Consider the following 18,343-nt stretch of genomic DNA (forward strand, 5'->3'; position numbering starts at 1 on the left):
GTGGCTCTCGCAACACCTTGCCCGGAATCCAAGAAGCTACACCTGGGCAAGGGGCTCGCTAGAGAGCTTCAGCTCTGTTCAACTTCTCCTCCATGAGACTTCGAGCTCTTGCAAATTCAGAGCGCAGAAGCTCGATTATTCCGGCTGTATCAAGGACCGAGACGGTGGTTTCCTGAACAGCTGCATTTAGCGATCTCTCCATATTAGGCAGCCCAATTAGTACTTCTGCAAAGCCGGTTACGCTCGTGTGGGCTTCCTCAAAGCGAGATTCGGCTGTAGTTAACGATTCAATCTCACTGCGGAGCCGCTCCATTTCGTCGGGGGAGGCCGTACTTCGAAGACGGGCCAAGGAGTTAGTAAGGTGCCCAATTTTGCTGCCGGATTCGCGCAAAAGTTCATTCTGAGGGACTAACTCGGCATTAAATTCCTTGAAGTCCTTGGCGGTATCCTTCATCAATTGGCGCAACACTGGTGCAGCCTTCGCCCCGAGGTTCTTGTTTGTCTTTTCAATCTGCTTTGACCGAGCAGACACGATCTCGCCTATCTTGACAGTAGCTTGGGATATCGCCTCTGTACTTTCCTGCAGCCGCTCCCCCTCTTCGGATAGTTCAACAACGACGTCCAGCAAGCCAGGCGGCGGTGGTTCAGCGACGGCCTCGAAGCTGGCCTGTCCCCTCTTGGGCGTCCTGGGAGCTTGGGGAGGCGCAGATACCTGCTCAGATTTTCCAAGGACGTCTGGGGCAAAGTCCTGAACCGGGTTGCTAAACTCTGCTGATCCATCCAGCACCCCTCTCGCAACGGACTCAATCAGTTCAGTCAGTTTCGGGGCTTCATCAAACTCCGTCGAGTACTGGGTTGCACGGTAAGCGCGCAGATCAAACGGCAAAGACTCGATGTCGCGGGTGATCATCACCGTACGCCGACCCATTGCATGCGCGAGCCCAAGTTCGTACATGACGTTTCCATTCAGGTCGGTCACATCGGCTATAACAATATCCGCCTCTGCAATCCCAACCACAATGTCTTTGAGGATCTGATGTTGGTTGATGGTGAGATCGGCGCGGCTAACTTCAAACCCGGCAGCCTCCAGTGGAGGGGAAATCAACTTCTTAAAGACAGGGTCGAAGCGAGCACCAAAAGGCATGATGACAAAAGCAGTAGGCACTGTGTTCCCCCGTAGCGTGAGTCTTTTATGTGAGTTTAGAGCATGTGGTGTTGTGGAACAGGACTCAAGGTTTTTAGAGCTGCTTGCTACTACCCGAGAGCACGTCGGGCACACCAATTCACACTAGAGCCTCGCGTCCCTTCCGGTTATCGGCACGTCATGCGCCTCGATTTTGGAGTAATCCTGCAGTAGTTGTGCGTGCCAGTTTTCCACAAACCGCGGAAGATTCTATTGGATCCGTTATGAGCGGGAATGCAGTGCTAAGGGAGCCACGGAACATTGGAAGCGCGCCCCTGGTGCGACAAATCAATGCATGCAGAAACCGGAGAGGCGCTCGCACGCAACAGTTAGACCTCCGCCGCAGGAGCCGGAACTGGGCCTCATACAGCCGCACGTAAGCCCCACCCGCGGCCGCTTGAGCGCTCCTTCTGGAGACCGGAAGTGAGGACTACTTCGCTGAAGCCACGGCCCCCGTATGCCCGCCACGGCTTCAGCGAGTGCCTGCCCTTGCAGACTACGTCCTGGATCCGAACAGCCTGGTCATGACGCTTCGCGTGTAGTGCAGGGACCCGGAGCCTAGCCGGCGGCGCAATCGACGATAAGGGAAGTTTTTAGCCTATGTTCCCTTGATGCCTCATCATCGTGCATATGGGTCATCTCGATATCACAGTAGGCCAATCGGGCGAGCAGGGTAGTGTTCGCTCCAGCTCAGTGGGGATGTGGACCGCAGAACGTGAAGACCTGCGTGTAGCGTTGTCGAACCAGAGCCCCCTGTGCGGGGATCTATATCGACTCGCTGTGAACGCCCTGAGCGAGCACCCCGTGACCGAAGGGGCCCTCGTCGTAGCGGCACATGCACTCCGGGAACTTGTGAACATGTTACCAACGGTATTGGCTGATGTGAGTCTTCCGGAGAGGGTCAGAGACGCCGACGTCCGAGAAGTCCTGATTGATGCATGGTGTGAGGTGATGGGCACACCGGGCTTCTCCGAGAGTGCAAAGGAGGCAAGTGTCCCGCACGCGTTCATTGTTGCTATGCGTGAATACGTAGAGGCACAGCAGCAGATTCAAGAGAACGCCGAGGCTCGTCGCAGCGCTCTTGTTCTTGGGAACCCGGCAGGACAGCGAGATGATGCCACCGTTGCGCTGGTGCGAGCCGCCATCAACCGCATTGAGCGGTTCCGGCACCCGGCAGGTGACACGACAGGCTGGCTACCGACAGGAGTCCAGCGCTTCAAATCCGATCTTCAGCTGATTGAACGAGCTCTCCTGGGCCGTGTCGGTAATTTCTTCGACGTCGTGGATCAACTTCAAACACTGCTCGGACAGGCTAACGAAACAGGCGCGGGGGCGCATGGTGAGGGCGGATGGCGAAGGCCCAGCAGAGAGCTGGTGGAAGCGGCGATGTCCCGATTGGGTGATCTGCAGCACCGTCGAGTGTTTTTCGATGGACTCAAAAATCCACTCTGGCTACCCCTTCTCGATGAAGTTGGCGTTTTCAACCATCCACCCCTGGAGCAGGTTGGCGAAGACGGCCGTATCCAATGGGTCCCTTGGCCACAAGGCGACTATCTGGTTGCGATTGCTCGCCAAGTCCCGGGTCAGGTCGCGGCGATCCTGCTGCGGAAGGTTGGCCCTGAAGCGGCTCCTTGGGTTAAGGAGCAAGTAGTCTTGGCCGCGCTGGAAATGTCCCCGGAATCGGCAGCCCAGCTGACCAACAGGATCGCGTCGTTCCTGGATCAGCGGCAAGGTCCCTCATTCGGGCTTGAGATCGTCAGCCTCATCGAACACTTGGCTGCTGGCGGTAGGTCTCGACAGGCCGAGCGCTTAGCACATGCATTGCTGCGCCCCGCTCCCGTTGAAGAGGAAACTGGCCATGGAGAGCATGCAATCAGGGCGGGTATCGAGGAGATTTGGTACGGCGAGGCCCTCAGCAGGGTCGTGGCTGCACTCGCGAACCATGAAAAGCTCCTTTCCATGCTCACGGCATGGCTGGAGGAAGAGCAGCTGATCACAAAATGCTGGGACGAAGAGAATGGGGATGACTTCAGCTACATCAGACGACCTTCAATATCCGACCACTCTCAGAACTACGGGACTAACGAGATGGATGAAGCGCTCATCGATGCCGTGAGAGACGTAGCTCTCCAACGCCTGAGGCAGGGAAACGACCCGCATGCCGTCATCGAGGTTCTCAACAGGTCGCGGGTGCCCCTCCTGCGGCGCATCGCCTTCTATGTGGTCTCGAAACGCCTCCCCGACGACCACCTCCTACGACCTCTCGCAACGGCATGGCTGCTGGATCCGCAGTCCATGGACAGTCCAGCAGTCCATCGTGAGTACCTCCAATTGGCAGCCGCGGCATTGCCGACCCTGGGCGAGGGAGACTACCAAACTTGGGAGCGAATGATCCTCCGAGGTCCCAAACTTACAGAGGACCAGATGCAGCGGATCATCGCAATGGGAGGCGAGAGTGGGACGAGGGATCAAGCCGTGTCGCGGTATATACAGGACTGGCAACTGACGCGCCTAAGCAGTCTTGGAGCAGACGCGCTGCGGGGCGCGGCAGAGGAACGACTGCGAGAACTCGTCGCCCTCTATGGGGAACCAAAGCACCCCTCGTTCTTGACATGGCACTCGATTGGCACTGGCCAGACAAACCCATTCTCACTCGAGGACCTTCTTTCAAAGAATCCACAAGAGGCTATCGAGCTTCTGCGCACGTGGCAGCCGGAGGACGACGCCGCGAGGATATTGGGCAGGAGCGATCTAGCAGACGTTTTCGCAGCAGTCGTGGCCCGACGGCCTGCGGACTACTCGGCCCTGACGCACCTGATAATGACCCACTCACCGAACTATCTCGGTGCGTTGCTTTCCGGACTCAGGGTAGCTCTAAAGGAAAACTCCCGGATCAACTGGGAGGTGTTGCTGGCTGCAAGCGCAGCTTTCGATCAGGCACACGACTCCGCCGGGGCCCAATCAGGTCGGCGGACGAATTTCCGCCGACAACTCTGCGGCCTCCTCGAGAACGGGGCGGTACGTTCTGGCGCCGGCATACCCGACCACCTACTTCCGGCTGCGGCCGAGTTGGTCATACCATACCTAAACGATTCAGACCCTACGCCAGACTACGAACGGAAGCACGGCGGGTCCCAAGGGGATCCACTGCATCTGTCGCTTAACACTGTGCGGCCAGTAGCGATACGTACCCTCGTGCAACTGGCAGCCGCCGAATACGAGATTACGCCGGACGAGCAACGCCCCGGAACGATAACACAGCGGGTAATCGATGCCTTTGCCCGGTTGCTGACCCCCGAGAGGGATTCCAGCGTTGCCGTAGCCGCAGCTTTCGGAGAAAGCACTGGATGGCTGCTCCGGCTCGCACCTGATTGGTACAAAGCGAATTCCAAGCACTTCCTCACCAACGACACGTTCGGAGATATAGTCGCCACTACGGCCCTGGCTTTCCACCCAACATCCCGCCATCTCATGGAAGCCCTTGAAGGTAAGGTCACAAGAATGATCGCTTCAGCTCTCGATGGCACAGAAATAGCCGACAGCGTCCGGTCAAACAGGTCGCCCCTCGAACGGATCGGCGACCACCTCATCATCCTGCTCATGTGGGGCACGTATAGCTTCGAGACACCGCTCGTGACGAAGTTCTTCAAGCAAGCTCCAGTAGAAGCTCGCGCCTCCTCTCTTGGCCACTTGGCGTGGCTATTCATGCAGACGGAGGAGGGGATCCCAGACGAAGTGCTACATCAGGCTCAGAGCCTGTGGGATAGCCGGAGTAAAGCCGTCAAGGACGCTGGAGTCGAACCGAAGGAACTTTCTAAATTCTATTGGTGGGTGCACTGCGGCAAGTTCCCCGTTGCCTGGTGGTTGCCTCGACTCGAGGAGGCCTCTGCTGTTACCGATCTCGATGGCATCGTCTTCCTGGCTAAACATCTCGAGGAGGCATCGGAAGCGTACCCCGAGCAGGCCATAGCCATACTCGATCGACTAATCAGGTCGGGCCAAGAATCGCACGTGCGGCATAGGCTGACAAGAAATGCCCCTGTAGTCATCGCGCGCGCTCTAGACTCCAGTGACGCCCAAGCCATACTAACTGGCCGCGACCTCATGAACTGGCTCGGACGCCAGGGCAATCTGCAGATTGCTGAGCTTGTGGCCCAAGCCCGAACAAACTAGGACGGCGCCAACATTGGCTAAGGATAACGATTGGAGTGAAGCGGAACCTCACTTGCGGTGTCCGATGTGCAGGACGCGTCGTCATTAGGAGTTCCTTTGGCTGGTCATCCGAGCGCTAAAAAGCCTCCAGGGCACGCTTTCTGCCTTTGTTTGGCCGGGGGGAAGTTTGAAGTTTGTCGTGAGTGTACGCGGCATCGGCCGTAGATGAGATGGAGCCTTTACGGCTGTACCGGACGCTTCGGTCGTTCATGGTGCCGCATATCAGGATGCCAGCTGACGTAGAAGCGATCGGGATGGTCGATCCCACGATAACTAAACCTCCGCCGCAGGAGCCGCGAACTGGGCCTCATACAGCCGCGCGTAAGCCCCGCCCGCAGCGAGCAGCGAAGCGTGCGTCCCCTGCTCCACGATCTGGCCGGCCTCCATCACCAGGATGAGGTCGGCGTCGCGGATCGTGGACAGGCGGTGCGCGATCACAACCGAGGTCCGGTCGGACCGCAGCACACTCATCGCCTTCTGCACCAGCACCTCGGTCCGCGTATCTACCGATGACGTCCCTCGTCCAGGATCAACACAGAGGGCCGCGCCAGGAACGCCCGGGCGATCGTCAGCAGCTGTTTCTCCCCCGCGGGCAGGTTCCCACCCTCGTCTTCAAGAACCGTGTCGTACCCCTCGGGCAGTGACCGCACGAACCGGTCCACATACGTCGCCCGCGCCGCTTCCAGGATTTCGTCTTCGGTAGCCGAAGGCCGCCCGTACGCGATGTTGTCCCGGATGGTCCCGCCGAACAGCCACGTATCCTGCAGCACCATCCCCAGCCGCGAGCGCAGCTCGCGCCGCGGCACCGAGGTGACGTCCACGCCGTCGAGCGTTATCCCCCCGGCATCTAGCTCGTAAAACCGCATCATCAGGTTCATCAGCGTCGTCTTCCCCGCCCCGAGGACCCGACATTTCTGTCATATTGTTCTTGACGCAACTTCAACATCTGCCCGAGCCATTTCAACGAAATTGTCTAGCTCCTCACGGCAATCCTCGCCCAGACGGTTCAGCTCCTCCCGGTTTGCTACGTCCTTCAGCGCCGTGATTCTGTCCAGAATTTGCCGCCCCGACTCACCCAGGCGCTTATCGCCGGTCAAGAGGCGCACGCCATAGTAGGCCGACCATGCTGAACTTCGCGCCCGGTGAACTTCATCATCCTCCGTCCACTTCTGCAGTTTATGGTCCTCAAACCACTGATCCATGACTGCCCGGCGATACTCCATGGCAGTAGTGGCAAAGAGCTTGTAAGCCTCTATTCGCGACTCGTGCAGCCGCACGGACACGGCCTTCCTGCGATCAAGAACATAGGTCAGGAAGGCACCAAGTAGCACACCGGCAAGGCCCCCGATTAGGCCGATAGTGGCAGCGTCCATCCAGTCAAACTAACAACAGAATCTCGGGTAAAAAAGGACTCGACAAGATCGCATTGCCCTGGCCCGCAGCTCTGAAATGCACGGCGGCACCTCGACTTATACCGGAGCCCAACCGAGGGCCGGCCCCAGCTTGCCCGCAACGTCGGTGAGGATCTGGACGTACTCCTCTTGGTCGAAGCTGAAGGGCAGTGCGAAGGCCACCTCGTCCACTTCCTGGAAGCCAGCGTGGGCGTACAGCTGCTCGGCGATCTCCTCACTGGTGCCGATCAAATCCTGAGCGAACATCGTGCCCCGCGGCCCCTGCGGAGCAGCAGTGCGCGGCGTGCGTTCGTCGACGTACCGCTGGTATTTCTCCCGCTGGGCCGGAGTCGCCGAGTCCGTCGGGATCACCACCAGGCCCTGCGAAACCCGCGCCCCGGCATGTCCGGCCCCTGCCGCAGCTTCCCGGAACGCCCGGATCTGCGACTGCTGGACCAGGGCGAAGTCCGGTTCCTGGTCCTTGTCGGGGAAGATAACGCTGCTGGACAGCAGGTTGAAGCCGTTCGCCCCAGCCCAAACAGCCGACTTCGTGCTGCCGGCCCCGTACCAAAGGCGGCCCCTCAGGCCGGGTGAGTGCGGCTCTACGCGGTTGGAGAACTCCTCCACCACCCCCTGCCTACCGGAGAATTCCCGCACAGGCTCCCCCGCGACCAAACGCGCAAACCGCTCCACGCGGGCATAGCTGAAGTCCTCCGTGTCCGCGGTATCGGGATACAGCTCATGCTTCACCGTGCCGTACTGCATCGGCTCACCCACGCTCACGCCGGGATTGATGCGCCCTCCGGCGAGCAGGTCCACGGTGGCCAGGTCCTCCGCCAGGCGCAGCGGGTTCTCCCAACCCAGCGGCGTCACGGCAGTGCCGAGCTCAATCCGCGAGGTGCGCTGGCTCGCGGCGGCCATCACCGCCACAGGAGAAGAAATGCCGAACTGCAGATGCCGGTGGCGCAGCCAGGCGCTGTCGAATCCCAGCCGCTCGCCCAGTTGGATGATCTGCAACGTGGACTCGTGCCCGGCTGCGGGATCAGCGGGATCGAACAAGCCGATCGTGAGGAACCCCAGCTTCCGCAGGGGACGGGTGGGATGCGGCATCGGCTTCCTCCAAACGCGGGGACGTGGCTGATTTTCAGACTAAGCGGTGGGCCATCGGATGAACCAGCCTGTCCCACGGACCTCGAATCGCTACCGAAAAAGCGCCCAGCAACCTTGACGGCCTTGTCCTGACTAGGGTTAGGCTCGCCTCAAGCCAGCGACGGCGCCGGCACGGGAGGAACGGTCTTAATGTCACTGCAGGAAATCGAGTTCACGTCCGCCAACGGCCGGGACACCATCCAGGCGTGGGTCTACGAGCCCATCGGTCAGCCCAAGGCCATCGTGCAGCTGATCCACGGGCTCGGCGAGCACTCCCGCCGCTACCTCCACCTCATCTCCACCCTGGTGGACGCGGGCTTCATCGTGGTGGCGGGTGACCATTCCGGGCACGGGCGCACGGCAATGCAGCAGGGCACCTGGGGCGATGCCGGCGAGGACGCCGCCGACGTGGTGGTCGCCGATGAGGTCACCCTCCAGGCCAAGGCCCGGGAAGCACTCCCCCAGCTCCCGTACGTGGTGTTCGGCCACAGCTGGGGGTCCATGATTGCCCGCGGCATGGCCGTCGATCCGAGAACACAGCTTTCGGGCTTGATCCTTTGCGGAATCGCCGCCCAAATGCGGGGCATCGAGACAATGATCAACCGGCCCGAACTCGCCCGGCTTGCCTCCGGCGAGCGCGCCACGGAGCCCGCGCCCGAGGAACTGGTGGGCCAGTTGTTCGACGGTTTCCTGGGCCGCTTCGGCGAAGGTGCCGGCCCAACTGCCTGGGTGGCGCTGGACGCCGACGTCGTTGCCGACCACGGGAGGGATCCCTTCAACAACTTCGGCGCACCGCTGAGCGCGCGGTTCCTGCAGGGCTTCGTGGACCTCTACGACCAGGTCAACTCCGACGACTGGTACAAACAGCTCCCCTCGGAACTCCCCGTGCTGATCCTCGCCGGCGACCAGGACCCCGTGACCAACTACGGCGAAGGGGCCTACCACGTGGCAAACCGCCTGGCTGATTCGGGCCACGCGGACGTCCGCACCCGCGTCTTCCCCGGCGTCCGGCACGAGGTGCACAACGAACCCACCACCCGCGCCGAAACGGAGCGCGAGACGCTCGAGTTCATCCAGCGGGTCTCGCACCAGCGGCAGGACTCCCCCACGCCGTCAGCTACAGCCTGACGGTTCCGGAGGAAAGCACCTCCCAAGGAAGGGTCGACGACGGCGCCCGCCCCGCCGCCGTCGTCGCCCCTTCCAGCGTGGCCGGCCAACAGCGGCCGGCTCTCTGGGCTGCTAGACGGCGTCCTCGGCGATGTCCTCCGCCCACAGGTCCGGGTTGTCTTCCTGGAACGCACGCATCATGTCCACGCAGCGCGGATCATCCAGGACCACCACCTCAACACCGTGTGAGCGCAAAAGGTCGAATTCGCCGCTGAACGTGCGCGCCTCACCCACCACCACCCGGGGGATCTTGAACTGGATGACGGTTCCCGTGCACATGGCACACGGGGCCAGCGTGGTGTACAGCGTGGTGTCCCGGTAGCTCTTCTGCCGGCCGGCCGCGCGAAGGGCGGACATCTCCCCGTGCGCTATCGGGTCACCGTTCTGGACACGCTCGTTGTGTCCGCTCGCGATGACCACACCGTCACGGGCGAGTGCTGCCCCGATCGGGATGCCACCCTCTTTAAGGCTCTTCTGGGCGGCCTGGTAGGCGGCCTCGAAAGCGGAGTCATGGGTCGCTTGCCCCTCTGCTGTGGCGGCAAAAGGCGTCGGCTCGTGCGTCATGCGGCCATTCTCGCATGATGCACGCCGTCATCTCTGGACCGGGCATTCCGAGCCATCAGGCAGATCCAAGGCCAAAAGCGCCCTCGTAACTGAAGCGCCAGCGTGGCAGCCACTACGACTACCGGATGCCTGCCGCCCGCAACGTCCTGGCCAGCTCTGCGGCAGCCGCTTCGAGTGTGGCCACGGTGTTCGTGAGAACCTCCTCGGAAGCGAGCTCCTTGGGTATGGAACAACTCATTGCATCAGTGCCCGGAATGCGGTACGGAACCACTACGCTGACGCAGCAGAGTCCCACCGTGTTCTGTTCCCACTCAATGGAGTGCCCCATTTGGCGGAAATTTGCCAGTTCGAGCTGCAGGGCATCGAAGTCCCGAACGGAATTCGGAGTGAGCTGGGAGTAGGGTCCCGCTCCGAGGCGCTGCCGGACCTCCGCATCCGTGTACTCGGAGAGGATGGCCTTCCCCAGGGCGGTCACCTGGGCAGGCAGCTTGCGGCCCACTCGGGAGGACAGCCTGCGGCGGTCCACGGCCTGCCGCGTTGCCAAGTAGATCACGTCCGAGCGGTCCAGCCGGGCGTAGTGGGTGGTGAACGTGGTGGCGTTCCTGACCTTCTCCAGGACCGCGGAAACATGTTCCATGACCGGGTCCCTGTCCAGGTAGGCCGTCCCGCAAAGAAGTGCATGAGTGCCAATGCGGTACGCCCCCTCGGGGGTCTGCTCGATCCAGTTGAGCTCCAGCAGTGTCAGTAGCAGCCAATGCAGGCTGGACCGGGGATACCCGGTCAGCTTGAAAATTTCCGCCGTGGTGAGCGGCTGGGGTGCGCCGGCCAGGAGCTCCAGGATGGCTATGGTGCGCTCCGCCGATTTCACCAGCTTGACGTCCCCGGACGCGCCCACACCCGGACCGGACTGTACCTCCACCGGCGTCGCCATCAACGTTCCCCCTTCTGCCACTGCCCCGGCCTGCAATGTCACTTCACTGCCAGGTGCGGGTAGTTGTCTACTCCCACCCTATGGCCATCGCTGGCCCAGGCGCCGCCCAAAAGTTCCGCCCATTCGTCCGGAGCCGTGGTGTCAACACCCGCGGCGAAGGCCTCGGCGTCATCCTGCGGGTCGAATCCAATGCGCTTCCCCGCATCCAGGTTGGCCCAGCCGCGCGTGTTCGCCGAGACGGCCCACACCACATGGTGCCCGGGGGCGCCCAGGTTGTTCAGGGTGGCCTCCACCAGCCGGAATGAGTCTGAGGGAGACAGCCAGGACCCCAGCGTCCGCAGGTTCCCGGGCCGTTCACCGCCGGTGCCAATGCGTGCACTGACCACCTTCATACCGTACTTATCCGCGTACAGGCTTCCCAGCGCCTCCACGGCCGCCTTGCTGACGCCGTAGTACGTGTCCGGACGCGGAATCAGCACACGGTCCTCCGCGGCGGCCACGGTGGGGTGGAAACCTACGGCGTGCGTAGAACTGGCCAAAAGGACACGTTCGACGCCGTTAAGCCGGGCCGCTTCCAGCGTCACCTGGGTGCCAGTGATGTTGGTGGACACCAGTTCCGCCCAGGTTTTCTCGCGGTGCAGCCCGCCCAGGTGGATGACCGCCGTGGCCCCCTTGAGAGCGGTAGCCATGAACTCCGGATCCGTCACCGACCCTACATGCAGGGATTCGCGGGGTTGGGGATCCGGGGCGGCCGCAAGATCCACCAGCCGGACCGCATAACCGGCCCCAGCAAGGTAGGGCCTTAGCAGCGTGGCCATCATTCCCGCCCCACCGGTGAGGGCGATGGTCACTGTATGTGGTGCTGCAGACAAGGTTCCTCCGACGGTTGACAGCCTGTGATGCTGATCATACTCTCATGAAGTACGTTTCATATAGTAACAGCGTTTTATATATGTAAAAAGGAGAATCAGAGTGGATTCGAAGTTCACATCACGCTCCCGCGGAGTCCTGGCCTTTTCCGTTGCCGCTGCCGCCTTGCTGAGCGGCTGCAGCGGCGGCTCAGCAACGCCTGCGGCCACCGATGACGGCCAACCCATAGAGATCTGGGCCAGGGCCGGCACCGATGCAGCAACCACCTATGCCGCGATGTTCAAGGAATTCACCGCCAAGACGGGGGTGAAGGTGAACTTCCAGGGCGTTCCGGACCTGGACCAGCAACTCCAGACCCGAGCCGCTTCGAAGAAACTTCCCGACATCGTGATCAACGATTCGGCAGCCTTGGGGAACTACACCGCCCAGGGCTACTTGGTGAAGGTGGACAAATCGACTGTTGAGGGCAATGCCAAAATTGCCGATTCCCTCTGGGACGAGGCCAAGGGCTTGGACGGGGCAACGTACGGCGTCCCGTTCTCACGACAGACGATGGTGACGATGATCCGCAAGGACTGGCGGGAAAAGCTGGGACTCCCGGTTCCCAAAACCCAGGAGGACCTGGAAAAGCTCGCCACCGCTTTTGCCACCCAAGACCCTGACGGCAACGGTCAGGCCGACACCTACGGCATGACCGTTCCGGGCTCCACGGAACGCGGCTATCTGGGGTGGTGGGCGTCGTCATACCTATGGCAGGACGGTGGCGCCTACCTCAAAGACGAGGGCAACGGGAAGTTTGCGGCCACCGCCTCCACTGCCGAAACCCAGAAAGGCGTCACTTGGATCAAGCGGCAGTTCTGCACCCCGGGCAACACCCAACCAGGGGCGCTCACCGCCGCCACAAGCGTCGCCTCGCCCTTCTTCCAGACCGGCAAGACCGGCATCATCCTCACCGGCCCGTACAACTTCTCCTCCTTTGACACGTCGCTTGGCAAGGACAAGTACGAGGTCATCGAAACTCCAAAGGGATCCGCGGACAATACCGTCCTCGCGGAAGGCGAAAACATCTATGTCACGGCCAGCAACGGAAAGCCCGAGCAGACCAAGCAGGTTATCAACTACCTGGTGTCCGCCGATGGCCAGAAGGCAGGCATGACGGCGGGTAAGCAGCCGATCGTTCGCGTTCCGGTCAACAGCGACGTGGATGCTGCTGCCGTATACAACGATCCCCGCTGGAGTGTGGTCCAGAACGCCCTGAAAAACTCCTCCAAGGCGTTCCCGGCCGCGATCAACTTCGTACCCATCAAGCAGGTTGCTGCAGAGGCGCTGAACAAGATCGTCTCCGACTGCGGTGCAGACAACGTGGCATCAGGCCTGAAGGACCTTGACACCGCCATCAACAACGAGTTGACGAGCCAGAACGCCAAGTCATGACCGCGGCACCAACAAAGCCGGCGGCAACGCCGGTCCAGGCCAAGCGATCCAGCCCGCCCCCGCGCCGCAAGAAGGGCAACCCGGCCCAGGTGCTGGCCATCTGGGTGTTCCTGCTCCCCGCAGCCGTCCTGGCCCTGTACTTCAAATTCATTCCCATGGTGGAGGGCATCCGGCTGAGCCTTTTCAAGGTCCAGCCCTTCCTGGGGGACGTTTTTGTTGGCTTCGCCAACTACGCCAGTGTCCTCACCGACGCCCGGTTCATGGAAGCCCTGGGCCACACCGTGATCCTGGGGCTCACCCAGACCATCGGCGCACTGGTGGTCGGCTTTGTCCTGGCCCTCCTCCTCGAGGGCCAGGCAAAGTCCCTGTGGTTCCTGCGCACCGCCATCTTCCTGCCGGTGGTCACGGCGCTGGCCGTGGTGGGTGAAATTTGGCGCATCCTCTACTTCCCCACCGCCGACGGGCCGCTGAACAACATCCTCAGCTGGGTGGGCCTGGGACCGCTGCAGTTCCTGAACGGCACCGACACGGCACTGTCCTCCATCGCCGTCGTCGGCATCTGGAGCGGCGCCCCATACAACATGGTGATCATCCTGGCCGGCCTGGCGGGCATTGACCGGGCGCTGTACGAATCGGCCGGCGTGGACGGCGCCACCGTCTGGCAGCGCCTGCGCTACATCACCCTGCCGGCGCTGCGTCCGGCGATCGTGATCGTTCTGACACTGGCCGCCATCCGAAGCCTCAGAAGCTTCACGGAAGTGTATGTCCTCACCGGCGGCGGGCCGGCCGGATCCACCGAAGTGTGGATGACCCGCATGTATTCGCTGGGCTTCCAGCGCAACGACATCGGTGTGGCCTCCGCCGCGGCGGTCCTGCTGCTGGTGGTCACGCTCCTGCTGACAGTGGGCACCCAACTCCTGGCCAGAAGGAAGGCAGAACGATGAGCACCACCACAACCCGTACGCGGGCACGGGCCAAGCGGCCGTCGTCGTCCTCCCGCTTTGACTCAGCCCTTGGCTGGTCCCCCGGCTTTGGCACCAACATGGTGCTCCGCATCGTGCTGTGCATCCTGGTGTTCTGCATCTTCGCACTGCCGTTCGCCGCCATCATCTCCGGCGCGTTCGACAGGAACAGCAGCCCCACCGAGATCACGCTGCTGCCCAAGACGTTCACCCTTGCCAACTTCGAAGCAGCTACACAGCAGGGGCTCTGGGGCTACCTGCTGAACTCCCTGGTGATCGCCGGCGGCGGACTGCTGCTGCAGATGACCGTGTCCGTTTTCGCGGCCTACGGCCTGAGCCGGAAGAAGTTCCGCGGGCAGGCGCTCCTCCTGCTGCTGGTCCTGCTGACCATGATGCTGCCGGAGGAAGTCATCGGCATCCCGCTCTCCCTGGTGCTCGGTGACCTCCCTCTGCTGGGAATCAGCCTGCGGGGAACCGTGCTGGCCGTCATCCTGCCGGTTGGCATCTGGGGTTTCTCCATCTTCATCATGAGCGAGTTCATGAAGGAGATCCCCGCCGAGATCGAGGAAGCCGCCCGGCTGGACGGCGTGGGCGAGTTCCGCATGCTCTTCACCATCATCCTTCCGCTCTGCAAGCCCGCCCTGGGCGTCATAGGAATCTTCGGCTTCATGATGGTGTGGGACCAGTACCTCCTTCCCCTCATCGCCGCCAACGATCCGAGCGACTACACGCTGACGGTGGCGCTCTCCGTCCTCCGCAATGACACCACGGTTGGACCCGGCGTCCTGCTCGCCGGCGCCCTCATGGCGATGATCCCCAGCCTGTTGGTGTACCTCTTCCTGCAGCGCTCCATGATCCGCGGCATCACAGCTGGCGCCACCAAAGGTTAGGGCAGGCCCAGCCCGTCCGCCCACCCCACGAAAGAAGTCCAATGAAAACCAGCACCATCCTCCCGGCCGCCCATGCTCCGACCGCGGCCGATCTGAAAATCACCGAAATTACCATCACCCCCATTGCGTTCTCCGACCCGCCGCTGCTCAACGCCGTGGGTGTCCACGAACCTCTGGTGCACCGCGTGGTGATCGAGGTCCGCACCGCCAATGGCCTGCTGGGCCTGGGCGAATGCGCCGGCGGGCAGAGGCGGCTGGACAACCTGGCGGTGGGAGCCAGCGCCATCAAGGGCCTGGGCGTCTTTGACACCTCCATGATGGAGCAGCTCATCAACGAGGCCCTTGACCCCGCGCTGTCCCCGTTCGAAAAGGCGGCCGTGTTCTCCGCGTTCGAGGTGGCGGCGCTGGACATCCAGGGTCACGCCACCGGCCGCACTGTCAGCGAACTCCTGGGCGGTACCGTCCGGGACGAGGTTCCCTTCAGCGCCTACCTGTTCTATAAGTGGGCCGAGCATCCCGCCATGGACGGCAAACCGGCCATCACGGACGAATGGGGCGAGGCCCTGGAGCCGGCGGGCATTGTGCGGCAGGCGCAGAAGATGATCGCCGAGTACGGGTTCAAGTCAATCAAGCTCAAGGGCGGCGTCTTCCCGCCGGCGCAGGAGATTGAAGCCATCGAGGCACTGCGTGAAGCATTCCCGGACCTGCCCCTCCGGCTCGACCCGAACACGGCCTGGACCGTGGAGACCTCCCAATGGGTGGCCCGGGAAACCGACGGACTGCTCGAGTACCTGGAGGACCCCACCCCGGGCCTGGAGGGAATGGGCGAGGTGGCGGCAACCGCTGCCATGCCGCTGGCAACCAACATGTGCGTTGTGGCGTTCGACCACATCAAGCGGAGCGTGGAACTGGACTCGGTCCAGGTCATCCTGGGCGATCACCACTACTGGGGCGGCCTGCGGCATACGCGGGAACTGGGCACCATCTGCCAGACCTTCGGCATAGGGTTGTCCATGCACTCCAACTCCCACCTGGGGATCAGCCTTGCAGCCATGGTCCACGTTGCAGCCGCCACGCCCGCCCTCACCTACGCCTGCGACACGCACTACCCGTGGAACGGACACAATGACGTGGTCAAGCCGGGCGTCCTGCGCTTCGTTGACGGCAGCGTCCGTGTTCCCACCGGAACAGGCCTGGGCGTGGAACTGGACCGGGAGAAACTGGCAGAACTCCACCAGCAGTACCTGGACGCCAGGATGACCGCCAGGAACGACACCGGCTACATGCAGCGCTTCGTGCCGGACTACACGGCGGACCTCCCGCGGTGGTAAAGCCGCAGGTCACCGGGTATCTCTATCCCTGGGACGTCCTGGGCGACCCCGCCGCGGCCTCCTGGGTCAAGGACACTGGCGTCCACCGGGTGGCACTGGCCGCCGCGTACCACTCGGTGCGGGCCGCGACACCGCGGCATCCTGGGCGCCGGGTGGTGGACGCCGGATCCGCTGCCCTCTATGTGCCAGTAACCGGGGCGTGGGATGGCAATGTCCCCACCCCCGGGGATGCCGCTGAGTGGACCGGGCGCGACGACTCGTTTTCCGAGGCTGCGGAGATCATCCGCCGCGCCGGCCTCCCTGTGGACGCGTGGATGGTTTTGACCCATTCAAGTGCTGTCGGGAAAAAACATCCTGGCCTGTGCGTGCAGAATGCCTTCGGCGAGATCTACCGCCACGCACTGTGCCCGTCACATCCTGCCGTTCGCGAGTACGCCGCCGCGCTGGTGGCCCAGGTCATGGAGCTTGGCCGTCCCGACGGCCTGGTCCTGGAAGCTGTTGGGCCGCTCGGGTTCAGCCACCAGAACCAACATGAAAAGACGGCAGGAGCCGACTACTCACCCTGGGTGCAAGCCATGCTCTCCCTCTGCTTCTGTGACGCCTGCTGCCGCACATACAGCTCACGCGGGATTGCCACGGAAACAGTGCGCAGGCGGATCCGGGACGCCATCCTGCGTGACGAAAACGCTGCAAGCGTGCCGGATACCGCCAGCGGTTCCGCTGATTTCAAGCCACTGCTCCAGGCGCGGTGGGAAGCCACCGCAGTGCTCCTGGACGCGTGCCTGCGCTCCGTGGCCAACAGCGGTTTGAAGCCGAAGATCTCATTGCATGTTTCGCCAGACCCTTGGTCCACAGGCCCGTTCATGTCCGTGGACGCGCTACACAGGAGCAAGCTATGGCCTGGCCACGACGTGACCGCCGTCGTTCCCTGCTGGGAAGACGCAGCGCAAGGCGCAGCAACGATAGACAGCATGCAGGCAGCCGCCCCGGAGGCGAAAGTTGGCTCCTACGTGCTGGTACTGCCTCCGAAAGCAGCCAGTGCCAGTTCTCTGGCACAGGAATGGGGCGAGCTGGTTGGCGCCGGGAGCAGGGAACTGCACGTCTACCATCTGGGGCTCGCTTCCACTCAACGCTTGGACGCTGCCGCGCGCGTCATCCGGAAGCTGGGTGACCCCGGGCGAGCGGAAGCACCCACATAATTCCAGATCAACGGGACTCTCGTGGGTTCCGACGCCTCAAGGCTGCCTCTGCCGGCCGCCGAACAAATCCTCGCTCCTAGTCTGCGAAGACATCATCGCCCCTGCCGCTATGCGGCGGACACACCCAAAAAGGAACCACCGTGGCTAAATACACACCTCAGGAACTGGCGGAAATACTTAAGGAAGGTCTGCTGTCCTTCCCCGTAACCTCGTTCGATGCGAACCTGCAGTTCGATGAGGAGAACTACCGCAAGCATCTGGCGTGGCAGGCAAGCTTCCCGGTGGCGGGACTCTTCGCAGCCGGCGGTACCGGCGAAGGCTTCTCGCTGACTCCCGCGGAGTCCGAGCGGGTGGTCCGCACCGCCGTCGATGAAGTAGGAAGCCGCGTACCAGTCCTCGCCTCGGCCGGCGGATCCACCGCCCAGGCCATCGAAAACGCGAAGGCGGCAGAGGCCGCCGGCGCCGAAGGCATCCTCCTGCTGCCCCCATACCTGACCGAAGCCGACCAGGCCGGCCTGATTGACCACGTCAGCGCCGTCTGCAGCTCAACGTCGCTGGGCGTCATCATCTACAACCGCGCCAACGCCATCTACAAGGACACCACAGTGGCCACGCTGGCTGACCGCCACGAAAACCTCATCGGCTTCAAGGACGGCGTGGGCGACCTCGAACACGATGCCCGCGTCTACGCCAAACTCGGCGACCGCCTGTTCTACCTGGGCGGCCTGCCCACAGCCGAAACGTTCGCCCTTCCGCTCCTGCAGCTGGGCATGAGCACCTACTCCAGCGCCATGTACAACTTCGTCCCGCAGTTCGCCCTGGACTTCTACCAGGACGTCCGCAACAACAACCGCGTCGCCGTCAACAAGAAGCTCAACGAGTTCGTCATCCCGTACCTGGACATCCGCGACCGCGTGAAAGGCTACTCTGTGTCCATCGTCAAGGGCGGACTGGACGCCATCGGCCGCCCAGCCGGCGGAGTCCGCCCGCCGCTGCAGAACCTGGCACCCCAGGACCTGGCGGACCTCAAAGCCCTCATCGCCACCATCTCCTGATCCAC

At 62.4% G+C, this 18,343-nt stretch carries 14 protein-coding genes and 1 pseudogene; 8 read left to right on the plus strand and 7 right to left on the minus strand.

The genetic code is table 11. From position 1 onward, the window contains the following. Window positions 1-58: 58 nt before the first annotated feature. Complete coding sequence (locus ACTAQI_RS15245; RefSeq protein WP_457946959.1) at window positions 59-1,165, minus strand: hypothetical protein; 1,107 nt, start codon at window positions 1,163-1,165, stop codon at window positions 59-61. A gap of 798 nt (window positions 1,166-1,963) precedes the next feature. Between ACTAQI_RS15245 and ACTAQI_RS15250 the strand changes: the two genes are divergently transcribed. Further along, window positions 1,964-5,356: a hypothetical protein gene (locus tag ACTAQI_RS15250; RefSeq protein ID WP_457946960.1), complete on the plus strand. Its 3,393-nt coding sequence runs from the start codon at window positions 1,964-1,966 to the stop codon at window positions 5,354-5,356. A 312-nt stretch (window positions 5,357-5,668) separates the two neighbouring features. Here ACTAQI_RS15250 and ACTAQI_RS15255 read toward each other — a convergent pair. The 3 genes and pseudogenes from ACTAQI_RS15255 to ACTAQI_RS15265 form a co-directional block, all read right to left on the minus strand. Further along, window positions 5,669-6,294: pseudogene (locus ACTAQI_RS15255) on the minus strand (ABC transporter ATP-binding protein); the annotation flags it as partial. An 18-nt stretch (window positions 6,295-6,312) separates the two neighbouring features. Then, on the minus strand, window positions 6,313-6,768 hold the full coding sequence (locus ACTAQI_RS15260; RefSeq protein ID WP_457946962.1) for a hypothetical protein: 456 nt from the start codon (window positions 6,766-6,768) through the stop codon (window positions 6,313-6,315). 96 nt (window positions 6,769-6,864) lie between these two features. Then, window positions 6,865-7,896, minus strand: coding sequence for an LLM class flavin-dependent oxidoreductase (locus ACTAQI_RS15265; RefSeq protein ID WP_457946964.1), 1,032 nt, complete (start codon window positions 7,894-7,896; stop codon window positions 6,865-6,867). A gap of 189 nt (window positions 7,897-8,085) precedes the next feature. Here ACTAQI_RS15265 and ACTAQI_RS15270 point away from each other — a divergent pair, with 189 nt between their 5' ends. Further along, on the plus strand, window positions 8,086-9,063 hold the full coding sequence (locus tag ACTAQI_RS15270; protein WP_457946965.1) for an alpha/beta fold hydrolase: 978 nt from the start codon (window positions 8,086-8,088) through the stop codon (window positions 9,061-9,063). Between the two features lie 111 nt (window positions 9,064-9,174). Here the strand turns inward: ACTAQI_RS15270 and ACTAQI_RS15275 are convergent, their stop codons facing one another. From ACTAQI_RS15275 to ACTAQI_RS15285, 3 genes are all read right to left on the minus strand, one after another. Then, window positions 9,175-9,666 (minus strand): nucleoside deaminase, encoded by a 492-nt coding sequence (locus tag ACTAQI_RS15275; RefSeq protein ID WP_457946967.1) that lies wholly within the window; start codon window positions 9,664-9,666, stop codon window positions 9,175-9,177. 118 nt (window positions 9,667-9,784) lie between these two features. Beyond that, window positions 9,785-10,597 (minus strand): IclR family transcriptional regulator, encoded by an 813-nt coding sequence (locus ACTAQI_RS15280; protein ID WP_457946969.1) that lies wholly within the window; start codon window positions 10,595-10,597, stop codon window positions 9,785-9,787. A 38-nt stretch (window positions 10,598-10,635) separates the two neighbouring features. Continuing rightward, window positions 10,636-11,469 (minus strand): NAD-dependent epimerase/dehydratase family protein, encoded by an 834-nt coding sequence (locus tag ACTAQI_RS15285; RefSeq protein ID WP_457946970.1) that lies wholly within the window; start codon window positions 11,467-11,469, stop codon window positions 10,636-10,638. 100 nt (window positions 11,470-11,569) lie between these two features. Between ACTAQI_RS15285 and ACTAQI_RS15290 the strand changes: the two genes are divergently transcribed. The 6 genes from ACTAQI_RS15290 (at window position 11,570) to kdgD (ending at window position 18,338) form a co-directional block, all read left to right on the plus strand. Further along, complete coding sequence (locus tag ACTAQI_RS15290; protein WP_457946972.1) at window positions 11,570-12,901, plus strand: ABC transporter substrate-binding protein; 1,332 nt, start codon at window positions 11,570-11,572, stop codon at window positions 12,899-12,901. After that, window positions 12,898-13,845 (plus strand): carbohydrate ABC transporter permease, encoded by a 948-nt coding sequence (locus tag ACTAQI_RS15295; protein WP_457946973.1) that lies wholly within the window; start codon window positions 12,898-12,900, stop codon window positions 13,843-13,845. The genes ACTAQI_RS15290 and ACTAQI_RS15295 overlap by 4 nt, the downstream gene beginning before the upstream one ends. Further along, a complete protein-coding gene (locus ACTAQI_RS15300; RefSeq protein ID WP_457946974.1) occupies window positions 13,842-14,753 on the plus strand; it encodes a carbohydrate ABC transporter permease in 912 nt (303 codons plus the stop codon). Before ACTAQI_RS15295 ends, ACTAQI_RS15300 begins: the two co-directional genes overlap by 4 nt. 41 nt (window positions 14,754-14,794) lie before the next feature. After that, window positions 14,795-16,084: a glucarate dehydratase family protein gene (locus ACTAQI_RS15305; protein WP_457946975.1), complete on the plus strand. Its 1,290-nt coding sequence runs from the start codon at window positions 14,795-14,797 to the stop codon at window positions 16,082-16,084. After that, window positions 16,078-17,283, plus strand: a complete 1,206-nt coding sequence (locus ACTAQI_RS15310) for a hypothetical protein (RefSeq protein WP_457946976.1) — start codon at window positions 16,078-16,080, stop codon at window positions 17,281-17,283. The genes ACTAQI_RS15305 and ACTAQI_RS15310 overlap by 7 nt, the downstream gene beginning before the upstream one ends. Before the next feature lie 140 nt (window positions 17,284-17,423). Then, the gene (kdgD, locus tag ACTAQI_RS15315) at window positions 17,424-18,338 is read left to right on the plus strand and encodes a 5-dehydro-4-deoxyglucarate dehydratase (protein WP_457946977.1); all 915 of its coding nucleotides are present in this window, start codon (window positions 17,424-17,426) and stop codon (window positions 18,336-18,338) included. Window positions 18,339-18,343: the final 5 nt, after the last annotated feature.

The sequence above is a fragment of the Pseudarthrobacter sp. alpha12b genome (assembly GCF_054130495.1).